At 35.4% G+C, this 13,673-nt stretch carries 19 protein-coding genes; 8 read left to right on the top strand and 11 right to left on the bottom strand.

All coding sequences use genetic code 11. From position 1 onward, the window contains the following. The first annotated feature begins 38 nt into the window (after nt 1–38). From AC4FQ5_RS06180 to AC4FQ5_RS06160, 5 genes are read left to right on the top strand one after another with little or no spacing between them, the layout of a single operon-like run. Complete coding sequence (locus AC4FQ5_RS06180; protein WP_491141633.1) at nt 39–632, top strand: hypothetical protein; 594 nt, start codon at nt 39–41, stop codon at nt 630–632. Continuing rightward, entirely contained in the window at nt 619–1,155 is a 537-nt protein-coding gene (locus AC4FQ5_RS06175) for a YfiT family bacillithiol transferase (protein WP_491141631.1), read from the top strand. Before AC4FQ5_RS06180 ends, AC4FQ5_RS06175 begins: the two co-directional genes overlap by 14 nt. Further along, nucleotides 1,149–1,610: a DUF1569 domain-containing protein gene (locus AC4FQ5_RS06170; RefSeq protein WP_491141630.1), complete on the top strand. Its 462-nt coding sequence runs from the start codon at nt 1,149–1,151 to the stop codon at nt 1,608–1,610. The genes AC4FQ5_RS06175 and AC4FQ5_RS06170 overlap by 7 nt, the downstream gene beginning before the upstream one ends. Beyond that, nucleotides 1,607–1,990, top strand: a complete 384-nt coding sequence (gene ytxJ, locus AC4FQ5_RS06165; protein WP_491141628.1) for a bacillithiol system redox-active protein YtxJ — start codon at nt 1,607–1,609, stop codon at nt 1,988–1,990. Before AC4FQ5_RS06170 ends, ytxJ begins: the two co-directional genes overlap by 4 nt. Beyond that, on the top strand, nt 1,987–2,580 hold the full coding sequence (locus AC4FQ5_RS06160; RefSeq protein WP_263002013.1) for a Crp/Fnr family transcriptional regulator: 594 nt from the start codon (nt 1,987–1,989) through the stop codon (nt 2,578–2,580). The genes ytxJ and AC4FQ5_RS06160 overlap by 4 nt, the downstream gene beginning before the upstream one ends. Before the next feature lie 41 nt (nt 2,581–2,621). Here the strand turns inward: AC4FQ5_RS06160 and AC4FQ5_RS06155 are convergent, their stop codons facing one another. Both AC4FQ5_RS06155 and AC4FQ5_RS06150 read right to left on the bottom strand, forming a co-directional pair. Further along, entirely contained in the window at nt 2,622–2,975 is a 354-nt protein-coding gene (locus AC4FQ5_RS06155; protein ID WP_491141626.1) for a hypothetical protein, read from the bottom strand. A gap of 29 nt (nt 2,976–3,004) precedes the next feature. Next, nucleotides 3,005–3,511, bottom strand: a complete 507-nt coding sequence (locus tag AC4FQ5_RS06150; RefSeq protein WP_491141624.1) for a pyridoxamine 5'-phosphate oxidase family protein — start codon at nt 3,509–3,511, stop codon at nt 3,005–3,007. 356 nt (nt 3,512–3,867) lie between these two features. Between AC4FQ5_RS06150 and AC4FQ5_RS06145 the strand changes: the two genes are divergently transcribed. Both AC4FQ5_RS06145 and AC4FQ5_RS06140 read left to right on the top strand, forming a co-directional pair. Next, nucleotides 3,868–4,482, top strand: a complete 615-nt coding sequence (locus AC4FQ5_RS06145; protein ID WP_491141622.1) for a Crp/Fnr family transcriptional regulator — start codon at nt 3,868–3,870, stop codon at nt 4,480–4,482. Nucleotides 4,483–4,530: 48 nt separating this feature from the next. After that, a complete protein-coding gene (locus AC4FQ5_RS06140; RefSeq protein WP_491141621.1) occupies nt 4,531–5,274 on the top strand; it encodes an SDR family oxidoreductase in 744 nt (247 codons plus the stop codon). Between the two features lie 37 nt (nt 5,275–5,311). Here AC4FQ5_RS06140 and AC4FQ5_RS06135 read toward each other — a convergent pair whose 3' ends face one another. Beyond that, nucleotides 5,312–5,905: a Crp/Fnr family transcriptional regulator gene (locus AC4FQ5_RS06135; protein WP_491141619.1), complete on the bottom strand. Its 594-nt coding sequence runs from the start codon at nt 5,903–5,905 to the stop codon at nt 5,312–5,314. A gap of 341 nt (nt 5,906–6,246) precedes the next feature. Here AC4FQ5_RS06135 and AC4FQ5_RS06130 point away from each other — a divergent pair, with 341 nt between their 5' ends. Beyond that, nucleotides 6,247–6,549: a helix-turn-helix transcriptional regulator gene (locus AC4FQ5_RS06130; protein WP_491141618.1), complete on the top strand. Its 303-nt coding sequence runs from the start codon at nt 6,247–6,249 to the stop codon at nt 6,547–6,549. A 3-nt stretch (nt 6,550–6,552) separates the two neighbouring features. Here AC4FQ5_RS06130 and pdeM read toward each other — a convergent pair whose 3' ends face one another. From pdeM to AC4FQ5_RS06090, 8 genes are all read right to left on the bottom strand, one after another. Continuing rightward, a complete protein-coding gene (pdeM, locus tag AC4FQ5_RS06125) occupies nt 6,553–7,197 on the bottom strand; it encodes a ligase-associated DNA damage response endonuclease PdeM (protein WP_491141616.1) in 645 nt (214 codons plus the stop codon). Nucleotides 7,198–7,308: 111 nt separating this feature from the next. After that, a complete protein-coding gene (locus tag AC4FQ5_RS06120; RefSeq protein ID WP_491141851.1) occupies nt 7,309–9,717 on the bottom strand; it encodes a ligase-associated DNA damage response DEXH box helicase in 2,409 nt (802 codons plus the stop codon). 145 nt (nt 9,718–9,862) lie between these two features. Next, nucleotides 9,863–11,443 (bottom strand): ATP-dependent DNA ligase, encoded by a 1,581-nt coding sequence (locus tag AC4FQ5_RS06115; RefSeq protein ID WP_491141614.1) that lies wholly within the window; start codon nt 11,441–11,443, stop codon nt 9,863–9,865. Then, a complete protein-coding gene (locus AC4FQ5_RS06110; RefSeq protein WP_491141613.1) occupies nt 11,440–12,465 on the bottom strand; it encodes a ligase-associated DNA damage response exonuclease in 1,026 nt (341 codons plus the stop codon). Before AC4FQ5_RS06110 ends, AC4FQ5_RS06115 begins: the two co-directional genes overlap by 4 nt. Nucleotides 12,466–12,515: 50 nt before the next feature. Next, the gene (locus AC4FQ5_RS06105) at nt 12,516–12,872 is read right to left on the bottom strand and encodes a rhodanese-like domain-containing protein (RefSeq protein ID WP_491141611.1); all 357 of its coding nucleotides are present in this window, start codon (nt 12,870–12,872) and stop codon (nt 12,516–12,518) included. Beyond that, the gene (locus AC4FQ5_RS06100) at nt 12,869–12,982 is read right to left on the bottom strand and encodes a DUF3817 domain-containing protein (protein ID WP_491141609.1); all 114 of its coding nucleotides are present in this window, start codon (nt 12,980–12,982) and stop codon (nt 12,869–12,871) included. Before AC4FQ5_RS06100 ends, AC4FQ5_RS06105 begins: the two co-directional genes overlap by 4 nt. Before the next feature lie 10 nt (nt 12,983–12,992). Then, nucleotides 12,993–13,172 carry a DUF3817 domain-containing protein gene (locus tag AC4FQ5_RS06095; RefSeq protein ID WP_491141607.1) on the bottom strand — a complete coding sequence of 60 codons (180 nt, stop codon included), beginning with the start codon at nt 13,170–13,172 and terminating at the stop codon, nt 12,993–12,995. 2 nt (nt 13,173–13,174) lie between these two features. After that, nucleotides 13,175–13,633 (bottom strand): hypothetical protein, encoded by a 459-nt coding sequence (locus AC4FQ5_RS06090; protein ID WP_491141605.1) that lies wholly within the window; start codon nt 13,631–13,633, stop codon nt 13,175–13,177. Nucleotides 13,634–13,673 lie beyond the last annotated feature (40 nt).

Below are 13,673 nucleotides of genomic sequence, written 5' to 3'. Positions count from 1 at the left end.
GAACTATCTGAAGCCAATTGCCACAGAAAACAATATTTATGAAAGAATTTACCATTGTTCGTGGATTATTTGACAACCGGAAACGGCAATTGATTTTAGACAAAAACTTCATTAAATTTGAGAATAAAGATCGGAAAGGAGATTTATTCACAGTCATTAACAAAGAAGATATTACAGGAATCAGATATGGGATTCAATTTATAAATGGCTACAGTTTCTACATCGGAAGAGAATATTTAATTTATATCAAAACGATTTCGAATCAGGAAATCAAAATCAATTTTAAACTTTTTTACGGCAGAAAATTACAGGAAAAACATCAGTTATTCTGTGATCTTGTCGATGAATTGTGGGATAATTATCTTGATGATCTTTTACAATACAATTTAAACAAAGTCAATCATGGAGAGCATTTTGAACTTTGTGGAGTTGAGGTTTTGACTGACAAAATAAAATTTAACAATAAAGAATTATTATTTAAAGATCTTGAAATCAGCAAATACAAACATCATTATGTAATCTATTCTAATCAGGACGAATATCAGAATAAAATGCTGTACTATTTAAAAGATGAAAATGCCGTAATTTTATCAAAACTTTTAACGATTATAAAAAACAATGGACAATATTGACATCAAAAGATTCCCAATAGGAGATTTTCAGGAAGGGAACATCAGTTGCGACATCGAATTGGAAAGTCACATCAAAGTCATCAAAAATTTCCCTGAAAAATTAAAAAAATTAATTGAAGATTTTTCCGACGAGCAGCTTGATACTCCTTACAGAAACGGCGGTTGGACGGTCAGACAACTAGTAAATCATTTGGCAGACAGTCATGCAAACAGTTTTATCCGTTTTAAATTGGCTCTTACCGAGGATAATCCGACTATAAAACCTTACGACGAAGCAAAATGGGCAGAACTTCAGGACAGCATTAATATTCCTGTAAAACCCGCAATGAGAATGTTGAAGGGAATCCACCAAAGATGGTATTTTTTGTTGAAAACATTGACCAACAAACAGTTTGAAAGAACTTTCCGCCATCCTGAAAAAAATGACGATCATAATTTAAGGTATTATTTAGCAGTTTACTCTTGGCATTGCAATCATCATTTTGCCCATATTGAAAATCTAAAGAACGAGAAAGGTTGGTAAAAAAAAGTCTTCATAACAAAAAAGATTTCGATGAAATAATTGAAAGAATTTCTCATCTTTCGGAACATTCTCAAAGAAAATGGGGGAAAATGAATGTCGCCCAAATGCTTTGTCACTGTGATCTTATTCTTCAAATAGCATTAAAAAAGATCGAACTTCCTAAGATTAACCTTCTTTTTAGAGCGGTAGGAATTTTCACTAAAAAAGAGATACAGATTTTCAATAACGGAATTCCGCACAATATGCCGAGTTTTCAAAAAGTAATCGTTAATTTTGAATGTGATTTTGAAGAATCAAAACTATGCCTTGTAAAAACTCTCAACGAGTATTGGGAAGCTTACAAAAAAGGGGACTTGGCACGAGATCACGCGCTTTTCGGAGCTATGAAAGAAAAAGACTGGGGATTTTTAGAATACAAGCACCTCGATCATCACCTTAAACAATTTAATGTATGAGTTTTTTTGATAAAATATTTGGCGGGAAACCGGAAGAAAACCAATCAAAATCTTTCTGGAATGCCATAGAATCTGAGCAAGATCTGGAACAGGCAATTAAAAAATCTTTTGAAGGAAAAATCGCCATCTTTAAACATTCTACAAGCTGTTTTATCAGCAAAACAGTTTTGAGAAATTTTGAAAAAGAAATTGAGGCAGCAGAAGAGCAGAAAGTTACTCTTTACTTTCTTGATCTCTTAGCTTACAGAAGTCTTTCTAACAAAATTGCTGAAGATTTCGCAATCAGACACGAAAGTCCGCAATTGATTGTCATAGAAAACGGTAAAGCCATCAACAACGCTTCACATCAGGATATCACCTTAAGCCAGATCACCATATGAGCAATATGACCACTTATTTAGCAAAAGTACTCGAAGTTCCGGCAGAAAGATTGAGTCTTTGCAGTATGCAGTACGAAATAAAGAAAGTGCAGAAAGGAGAAATTTTATTACAGCAAGGAGAAATTTGCCGTAATACTTATTTTGTAGAATCAGGACTTTTGAGAATGTTTTCAATCGATAAGAACGGTAAAGAACACATCATACAGTTTGCTCCCGAAAACTGGCTGATTGGTGACCGAAGCAGTCTGTACTTTAGTGAAAAATCAAATTATTTTATTGAAGCTATTGAAGAATCTGAAATTTCGGTTTTACCACGTGATTTTTTTAATAAGCTTTTAAGTGAATTTCCAAACAGCATCGAAAAAAATGATCTCGTTCTTCAAAAACACGTTAAGAGTTTGCAAGACAGAATCAATTCTCTATTGGGCGAAACTGCCGAGGAAAGATATCTAAAGTTCATCAAAATGTATCCTGATCTTCTTCTAAGAGTTCCTCAATGGATGATTGCTTCTTACCTGGGAATTACTCCTGAAAGCTTAAGCAGGGTAAGAAAGGAATTGGCAAGAAAAAATTTCATCACTGATAAATAATTTGTTTAATGAGCTTTTAGTGAAAATCACAACACTGAATATTAATCAATATTCAGTGTTGTGATGAGCCTGTTAAGATATTCCTGCTCTTTGAGAACTTTTTCGTAAGATCGTTTAGCATACGCAGGAGTCATTTGGTATTCTTCAGAATGCAGAATATGACTGTCATTTTCAACGTATCCGTCAAAATGAATCGTTGCATACTCTTTAATAAATTTATCAATAGTTTTCCTTTTAATTTTGCACAATGTGTTACTCTTTATTTTTTGTAAAGAACTCAAAATAAAAGACTTGTCACCATTAAATGTGATAATATTGGTAATAAACTTATAGTTTTCCTGAGGCATACTGTTTTTCTCTTGCAAAATGGTATGCGGTTTATCTTCGAAAATCATGATTAATCAGGTTTTTTTAAATAATTGCTTTAGATGGTTGCGTTTCCTTCAACGCCGTCAGAATTATCGGTTTTACTTCCCGAAACTGCTGCTGCGACAAAGCTTAGCATACTGACCAGTTTCCCTGCTTTTGTATCCCAGTAATAGCTTTCTTTAGGCTCTACACGAATGATTGATACGTTGGGATCTTCTTTACCGTCAAACCATGCATTTGCCATTGCAGACCATTTTTCTTCAATTGTAAATCTGTCTTTATAAATTGTGGCTTCACCGAATACAGAAAGATACTCAGAATCACTGTTATTCATGAAAAAAAGCTGAACCCTTTTGTCTTCTTTGATCTCAAAATTTTTGTTACTTGCATCGCTGCTGATGAACCAGAGATTTCCTGAATCGTCAGTTTCCTGTAGCCCCATTGGTCTTGAAGTAATAGGAAGACTTTCAAGATCGGTAGCAAACATACAAAATTTTGCTTTTTCTGAGAGTTCTTTGATTTTTTTAACAGCGTCTGTGTTGGTAAGATTTTCTTTTGACATAATATAATATTTAAGTGATTTAATTAAAAAAAGAGAAGTATAATTTCTCTGTTGGGTAGAATCTGAGTGATTCTGAATTTTCAACTTCAAAAATCTAACCAAAAATTTAAAAATCTTTAAAATTTCACAAATATTCTAAAAATACTTTATATCGTTTAAAAATATCTAACAATATGATTTAAATATGCGTGAAATCATAAATAAAATATCATTAAATTAGTAACATCAAATTATTTTTCGGTTAAAATATAAAATAAATTGCAATACAATACTAAAATAGCGGAAACTCTTTGTGTAAAGTAGATTTTTGGCATAAAATATGTCAAATAAATTAAAAAAAATTAATCTCTGATGATATGAAAACTATTAGCTGTGCCAAGTTAGATGAAGATCTTTTAAGATCTTTTGGGGGTGAAATAAAACCCTTTAAAGAAGGTGAAAAAATTTTTGAACAGGGTGATATTCCCCTGTATTACTATCAGATTGTAGAAGGAAAAGTGAAGGAAAATAATCATGACAAAGAAGGTCGTGAATTTATTCATAATATTTTGGGTGAGGGTCAAAGCTTCGGTGACTCGATGTTATTTATTGATAAGAGATATCCTATCAATGCAGAAGCCATCACAGGATGTAGGGTGATCAGACTGTCAAAACCCAACTTTTTGAATATGATTGAAAAACATCCCGAAGTTTCTGTACAGATAAATTCATGTATGTCACAAAGAATGCATTATCAATTTCTCATGATGCAGAATTTGGCTTCCAACGACCCTGTTATCAGACTCACAGGCTTATTAGAGTACCTTAAAAGTTTTCATAGTGACGATATTCCACAGTCATTTCAGGTACAGCTTACCAGACAGCAGATTGCGAATCTTACGGGACTTCGTGTAGAGACAGTCATCAGAACGATAAAAAAAATGGAAAAAGAAAGCACTGTGAAAATCGACAAAAGAAAGATTTTCTATTAAAACACTAAGCTTTCAATACAATTACAATAATAAATTAACCAAAAAACAATGCAATTAAAAAACAAATCAGTACTCATAACAGGAGCAGACAGTGGGATAGGTAAGGCAGTAGCATTGCTTTTTGCGAAAGAAGGAGCCGACATCGCAATTATTTATCACAGTGATGAAGAAGGCGCTGCAAAAGTGATGAAGGAAATTATTTCTATGGGAAGAAAATCTATTATTCTACAGGGAGATGTGAACGATTCTGAGTTCTGCAAAAAATCTGTACACAAGACCGTTGCAGAATTTGGGAAGCTAGATGTTCTCATCAATAATGCGGGAACACAATTTCCTGCAAAAAAAATTGAAGATCTTGATGAAGAAAACATCCGGAAAACATTCAACTCTAATATCATCGGAATGATTTTGCTTACAAAAGAGGCTTTCCCATACTTGAAAGAAGGAAGTTCTGTAATCAATACAACATCCGCAACGGCTTATCAGGGACATCCAGAGTTGCTGGATTATTCGGCAACCAAAGGTGCAATCGTATCATTTACAAGATCTCTCGCACTGCAGGGAAAACCAAAAGGAATAAGAGTAAACGCTGTTGCTCCGGGACCGGTTGCAACACCTCTTACCGAGGAAACTTTTGGCGAAGAAAAAGAAGATACCTCAAAACCACCATTTGAAAGAAATGCCACAGAAGAGGAGATTGCGCCAAGCTATCTGTTTCTGGCGTCACAACAGGCTGCACAAATTACCGGGCAGGTTCTGCATCCCAACGGAGGCATCATTGTAAACGGATAAATTTTTATATATTTCAAAACAAGGCAGGAAATTATTTTCAATAGAATATTTTCCTGTTTTTTATTTTAAGAATTTTATTTTTCTCCATACTTTTTATTACCCGGATGACAGTTTCAACGCTTAATCCTGTAAGTGAAGCCAATTGCTGTCTTGTAAACGGTATTTGATATGAGTACTGAGATTTATTTTCAAAGTTTTCTTTAAGATAATTCATCAGTGTCTTAAGCTTATTTTCAGGGTTTTGAAAAGACATGGTCTGCATCATCATGTATTTATAATACATATTTTCTGAAACACAGCGCAGGATATTCTCGTACAGCTCAGGTTTTTCTTTCAGTAAATCAAGATAATTCTGCTTTGGCAATCTGATTACTCTGCATTCTTCGAAGGCAACGGCATTTACAGGATAAGATCTTTCAGTAAAAAGAGCGCTTACAACAGGACTCCCTCCCGGAGAAACAATACCATGAATAAATTCTTTTCCCTGATCATTATAATTATTTATTTTAATCTTTCCCTGCAGAATTTGAAAATAATAAGATGGTTTGTCTCCTTCAGAAAATAGAATATCGTTGGTTTCAAAGTTTTTATAATCTGCACCGTAAGAAAGTAGGAGATCTTCAATAATCATAGATAATATTTAAATAAAGCATGCATTTCTATACCCAAAAATGCTTTTAACAGGGTTGTTTTTTATCAAGATGTAAAGAAAACAGAATTTTAATTAATGATGAATTAATATGGTACCACACAGATACCACATGACAAGAATAGTATATGTACTGCTAATTTATTCTTTAGTGATTTCAATCATAAAAAGTCGGTGGTAAAATCTAATATATTTGATGTGAATCAATACAGACCTGGAAGACTTTCATTCTATAAACCTTGAATTCATCGTGAATTATATGATTTTTGAAAATATGTCTGATTGTGAATTAAAAGAGAATAATTTAATGTACGGAATATTTTATGAAAAATTTAGCAGAAGATGATATGATAAGATTGGCGAAAGAAAATTCTCCGCGTCTTTTGAGTAAATTTAAAATGTTGCATCCTGCTTTTTTTGAAAAATTAGCAGAGATACAGCCTAATCTTCAAAATTCGGAGCTTGTTTTCTGCATTTACCTGAAGTTGCACTTAAGCACAAAAGAAATTGCCACTTATACATTTGTAACACCTAAAGCAGTTCAAAACAGAAAAAACAGAATCAGAAAAAAGCTAAACATAGCTTCTTCTGTAGATATTTACAAGTGGTTTGACGAACATTTTTAAGTTTCAGATCTCATAAATTTCCAAATCCGTAAAAACAAAATACATTCCTTTTTTAGGGATGTTTTTGGTATCCAGACCTGTGAACTCACTAAAAGCCGGTAATAAAAGTTGCTTTGAGGTCTGAGCAAAACAAGGCAGTTTTATTCTTTTTACGGGAGAATTGATCACAAATCCGGGATGTATATGTCCTGTGATCTGAAATTTGGGATTTGACCGGTCAAAGTCGTGAACAAAAACAATATCTTTGATCTCTAAAGAATTACTCCTGGAATCTAAACATAATTTTCTTTCCAAAGTTTTTGAAATTTTATCATGATTGCCTTCTACGAGACAGAATTTTATATCAGGATATTGTTTTTGCCAGCTGCAAAATTCGTCAACATCAGAATTGTTCCCGGCGTGCAGCAGATCTCCTACAATAATAAATTTATCCGGCTGAAAATATTCAATCAGAACAGATAAACGTTCCAGATCATTTTTCATAATATGATTGGCAAGGGCAATTCCGTTTTTGCGAAAATGTGCTGTTTTACCAATATGCAGGTCCGAAAAAATAAGAGCTTTTTCATTTTCCCAGAACAAAGCGCGCTGATTGGTTAAAGTGAAAATTTCGTTTTGTATTGTTATGTTTTTTGTAGCGATGTTCATTTTAATATCTTATTTGCACTCTGTTTGTCATTCCGCAGGAATCTAAGTATAGTCTTATTTTCGACTGTAGAGATTCCTACAGAATGAAAAACTCCACGAACACTTTTTTAGTTATTCGTCTTTGATATTTTTCCCGGACTGTTTTATCAATTTCTGAATTCTTGCATCAAGATTTTCACTCGTCAACGTCTGTCTCAGGCTGTCAACTTTTATCGGGAAACTTAAAGGCGTAAATTTATTGGAATATTTTAAAATAAACTTCGATTTTTCTATTCTTTTAAAAGCTTCCACCAATCTCTGCTCCTGCAATTGCATATTAAAAACCTCTGTATAAGCCTGTCTTACAAGAAAATGATTAGGGTCGTAATCTTCCAAAACTTTAAAAATTAATCCAGCTGAACTCTGTAAAGCTTTGTTGGAACGTTGCTGTCCGGGGAAATTCTGAACTACCATTCCGGAAATTACCGCAATGTCTCTAAATTTCCGTCTTGCCATTTCCGCAGAATTGATACTAGAAATCACATCAACCATCAGATTATCTCTGGTCAGAATTTTCTCTAAATTATCCTCATTCAGCGGAATTTCTTTATCACTAAACAATTCAAAACCATAATCATTCATCGCCATCGAAAAGGAAATAGGCGCTAATTTTGAAATTCGGTAAGCAATCAAAGCAGCCATCACTTCGTGCACCAAACGTCCTTCAAAAGGGTACATAAACAAATGATAACCTTCACGGTTTTTAATCAATTCAACCAAAAATTCATCTTCTTTTGGAATATGCGAACGCTCTTCCTGATTGGATAAAAGCGGATACAGAAATTTCAATTCTTTTTCGGAAGCTTTCGGATTCAACGCTCCGGATAGTTTCTCTCTTAAAAAATGACCAAGATTGGAACTCAAAGGTAATCTTCCGCCCAGATAACTTGGAGCCATAGCTTTACCTTTTGATAATCTGACAAAAACCGTCATATCTTTCACCATCGCCACTTCCAAAACACGTCCCGCCAAAATAAATTTTTCTTCTTTTTTCAGTCTCGAAATAAAATACTCCTCAACCATTCCGATATAACCACCGGATATAAATTTCACTTTCAGCATTGCATCACTCACAATCGCTCCCATATTCATTCGGTGAAGCATTGCGATTTTCCGGGAAGTCACTTTGTGTAAACCGTCTTCCATCACCACAACCTTGTGATATTCCTCGTAACTTTTTAGCGCACTTCCGCCAATTGTGAGAAAATCAATCATTGCTTTCCATTCTTCATCCCGGATTTCCTGAAAAGTATAGACTTTTTTAATTCTTTCATAAACTTCATCCGGAAAAAATCCATCACCGACTGCCAAAGTCATTAGGAACTGAACCAAAACATCAAAACACAGAACCACCGGTTCACGAGGTTCGATAACTTTCTGTTTTACAGCTTCTTTTAAAGCAGCAACTTCAATCAATTCCAATGAATGGGTTGGAACGCAGAATATTTTTGAAGTTTCAAAAGGGGAGTGACCACTTCGTCCGGCACGTTGTAGGAATCTCGCAACACCTTTTGCAGAACCTATCTGAATCACGGTATCCACAGGCTTAAAGTCAATTCCCAAATCCAAAGATGATGTAGAAACAACGGCTTTCAGTTTTCCTGAACTTAAATTTTCTTCAATCCAGATTCTCAGATGCGCATCAATCGAACTGTGATGAATAGCGATTTGGCCGGCAAAATCTGGATAGGCATTCAGCAAAAGCTGGTACCACATTTCACTCTGACTTCGGGTGTTTGTAAAAACGATGGTTGATTTGGATTCCAGAATAATCGGAACCACCTTATCTGCTAATTTCTGTCCGAGATGCCCTGCCCAAGGTAAAAGTTCAACTTCATCCGGAAAAACTGAAATAATATCAATTTTCTTGAGTTCTTTTGCAGTAATTTTTGTTTTTTTTATATCATAAGGAATCAAAACATCTTGCGCCTCATCGAGGTTTCCGATGGTTGCAGTGATTCCCCAAATTTTTAGTTTCGGAACATAATGAAAAAGTTGTGAAATTCCCAATTCCACCATCACACCACGCTTTGAACCCAGCAATTCGTGCCATTCATCAACGGCAACACAATGCATATTGGTAAAAAACCGTTGATGATTTTTCTGAGCTAAAAGCAGGTGTAAACTTTCAGGGGTTACAACCAGAATTTCAGGCATATTCTTGACTTGTTGCTGACGAACTTTCGGGTCTGTGTCGCCATTTCTTACACCAACAGTCCAATCCAGACCAATCTCATCAATCGCTTCCTGCATTGCTTTGGCGATGTCTTTGGAGAGAGAACGGAGTGGTGTAATCCAGATCATTTTCAAACCTTTTTTATACTTATCAGGATAAGTCAGGAAATCTGAAATTAAAGCTAAAAATACCGAAAAAGTTTTCCCGAAACCTGTTGGAGCAACGACCATTCCGCTATAGCCACTGCCAAATTTCTTCCAAGTATCGACCTGAAATTTAAATGGGGAATTGCCTTTCTCCATCATCCAGTTTTGAATGATTTTAAAGCCTTCGGTATTTTCGTAGTTGCTCAATTGTATTTGCTTACTTTTAAAATTCTTCGACTCCGCTCAGACTGACAGCTCCAAAACATTTAGTATTAGAATTGTCACGTTGAGCGGAGTCGAAGCGCTACTGTATCAGTTTTTTAATCTCTTCAATATCATCAATATCATTCACGGTTTTGTCTTTCCGCCATCTTAAAATTCTTGGGAAACGCAATGCAACACCGCTTTTGTGGCGGTTACTGAAACCAATTCCTTCAAATGCAATTTCAAATACCAACTCGGCTTTCACGGTTCGAACCGGACCAAATTTTTCAATCGCATTTTTATTTACAAACTTGCTGACTTCCATTATTTCCTTGTCGGTCAATCCGGAATAAGCTTTGGCAATCGTCACCAGTTTATCGCCACTTTTTACAGCAAAACTGTAGTCGGTGTAATAGGCGCTTCGTCTTCCGCTTCCTTTTTGAGCGTAAATCAAGACTGCATCAATCGTTAAAGGACTGATTTTCCATTTCCACCAGTCTCCTTTTTTTCGTCCGGAATGATAGTGGGAATTTTTCTGTTTCAGCATCAAACCTTCACTATTGATTTCCCTTGAATTTTCTCGTATTAAATCTAATTTGCCCCAGTCTTCAAAATCGATTGTCTGAGAAATTTTGATGTTTTCTGGTTCTTCGTTTAATAATAATTCTTCCAACATTGCTCTACGGGCAGAAATCGGTTTTTCCCTTAAATCAGTTCCTTCAAGTTCCAGAATATCATAAGCAAAAACTTCAATCGGAATTTCTGAAAGCATTTTTTTAGTTAAAGTTTTACGGTTCAACCTTTTTTGTAATTCATTAAAATTTAAAACGTTACCTTCATTTACCGCAAGTATTTCTCCATCGATTACAAAGTTGCCTTTCATTGATTTCACGGTTTCGGCAATTTCGGGAAACTGTTCCGTGACCAATTCTTCGCCACGAGACCAGATGAAGACTTCGTCATTTCTTCGAATGATTTGTCCACGAATTCCGTCCCATTTATATTCGATAAGCCATTCATCAGGTTTTCCCAAATCTTCCAACTCTTTCTCCAAAGGGTAAGCGAGACAGAAAGGGTAGGGTTTTGAATTATCTGGATTGATATTTTCTGCCGAAATCAATTCCTGAAATGAAACTTCGTCCGGCTGCCATTTTCCCATCAGACTGTGCATCAAAGTGCTTGCTTCCTGTCCGGAAAATTTGGTTAAAGAATTAATCAGAGTTTTGGATGAAACACCAATTCTGAAACTTCCTCCCAATAATTTATTGAAAATCAATCGTTCTGTATAATCCAAACCATTCCAGGAATTGAGAACAAATTCTTTTTTTTCTGAATCTGATTTAGTTTTTAATCCGATAATTTCGTTCATCCATTCAGACAGGGTTTTTTCAATTTTTTCCTTTGGTGGCGGAAGAATCAGCGATAAAGTTTCGCCCAAATCTCCTACCGAAGAATAACTTTCCTGAAAGAGCCAAAAGGGAAGCTGTGTAATTTCCAGCGCCCATTCTTTCATATAATTGGTGTTGACATTGCGTTTAGGTCTTTTGCCTGTAAACAGGGCAATAAACCACAATTTATCACCATCCGGCGCACGTTCGAGATAATCGATAATGGCATCGATTTTAGCATTCGTTTTATTGGTGCTTTCAAGGGCATTGATAAGTTCTGCGAAATGTCTCATAACACAGGATTTTCGGTGGTTTCTTTTTCAACTATTTCTTCATCATCGTCTCCGTACAAGGTTTCCACGACATCAGATTTAATGCCGATTTCATTTAAATATTTGGAGAAAACTTCGGTTTGTCCGTGTGTGACGTGAACAATTTCAGCCTCAGTAGCCTTGATGGCTTGTAATAGACCTTTCCAGTCAGCGTGGTCGCTCATCGGAAAACCTGCATCGGCACTTCGCCATCTTCTGGCACCCCGAACCTGCATCCAGCCTGAACAAATTGCTGTGGCAGCATCAGGAATTTTTTTGATAACATTGCTGTCCAGCAAAGCCGGTGGTACAATCACAATGTCACCTGCAACGTGTTTGATACTTTCCCTGAAATCGGGAACTTCATATTCCGGAAGGACAATTCCGACTTCTTCAAAGGCTTTATTGAGCTTACCAATAGAGTAGTGGACGTGGATTTTCCCCATTCCTTCAACGGCTTTCATAATTCGCTGTGCTTTGCCTAAAGAATAGCCGATGAAAACTGAAGTCTTCTGATTTTCCTGATTCCTTAAAACCCAGTTCTGAAGTCTTTTATTTAAATCCGGAACTTCGAGCCAGTTGTAAATCGGAAGTCCGAATGTACTTTCACTAACAAATTCATTGCATCTTACCAATTCAAACGGCGTACTCAAGCCATCATCCTGAACTTTGTAATCTCCTGAAACTACACTCACATAGCCTTTGTACTCTAAACGAATCTGTGCTGAACCAATAATGTGACCAGCCGGATGAAGCGAAAGTTTCACGCCATTGATGTCTAAAACCTCACCGTATTGCAAAGTCTGACACTCGATATCCGGTGAAATTCTTTGGTGTAAAATCGGTTTTGTGAAATGATGGCAAAGGTATTTTTTCATTCCCCAACGGGCGTGGTCGGCGTGTCCGTGCGTAATGACTGCGAAATCTACAGGCCGCCACGGATCAATATAAAATTTACCCTGCGGACAGTAAATTCCTTTGTTTGTGAATGTAATTAGTTTCAAAGTACGATGATTAGTGTACTTTCTGAATATTCAAAAACCTAACCAAATTTTTATTTTTTAATACTTTTCTGCAAATCACTCCACGCTCCGCCGTTGTAAACTTTTTTGAAGCCTTTTTCCTTTAAAATATGTTCAACTTTTACACTTCTCAAACCATGAGAACAAACTGTGATATACGTTTTATTTGGGTTAAGTTCAATGTATCTTTCTCTTATGGTTCCTAAAGAAATGTTTGTTGAACCTTTGATATGCCCGGTTGAAAACTCCTTTTCAGTCCGCACATCGAGAATGACAGCTCCGTTTTTAACTAAGGTATCCAAACCATTGTCCAGCGTCTGGAATTTATATACCCGATAAGCAACATACATCAATAGAATTACTCCGCAGAAAATCAAAATATTCTTCATAGTTTGCTTAGTATTTTTTTATCAATATAAAATGTTCCAAATGGAATGATACAAGCCAAAAGCACTTTCCAGGTTGTTTCTCTGAATTTCCAGTGTTGTTCAATTCCCACACTTAAAGTATTAAAAAAGGAAAAGCAGAAATAATGAGCCGTGAATTGGTCCCATCATTTTTACCAAAGCAGGATTATCAAAGCCGTATTTCAACGGAACAGCGATGAATACTAAAGTTAATAAAGAAATTCCTTCAAGAATGGCGATGATTCTTAAACGTCCGATTTTGGTTTTAAATAAATTGATCATAATTATCTGAAATAAGGTCTGTTAGCAAACGGAGAAAATGGCCAGGGAATAGCGATGAAAATGATGAGCAAAGCAATGGTAAAATAAATCAGCATTATTTTAAACTTTTCTCTGTCTACAGTTTTTCTTTTTGAAATTGCCGAACCCATTGTAATTAAAATAATTGAAAACAGCATCAGAAAGATATGAATCAATCCGAAAAAAAATAAATCGAAAGACTCTTTTGCTTCATCAAAATTCTTCCAGAAGTATTTGATGATCGGACTTTGAGAATATAGAGTAACTCCCAAAATCAGCTGAATATGGGCAATGGTCGCCGTCCAATGCCTAACAGAATTATCAGTTTCTGAAAATTTTTTATTGAAAAAATACCCTTTATAAGCTCTGAATATAGAGTATATTAAACTCAATAAAACCAACCATCGAAAGGTGGAGTGTAGAAATGTAAGTGTCTGATACATTATTTGAAATTTCGATGCATCAAAGATAATTAAAACATAC

It is taken from the genome of Chryseobacterium sp. DT-167, assembly GCF_058310155.1.
The sequence above is the reverse complement of the archived record's forward strand: the minus strand, read 5'-3'. Positions and strand labels throughout refer to the sequence as shown.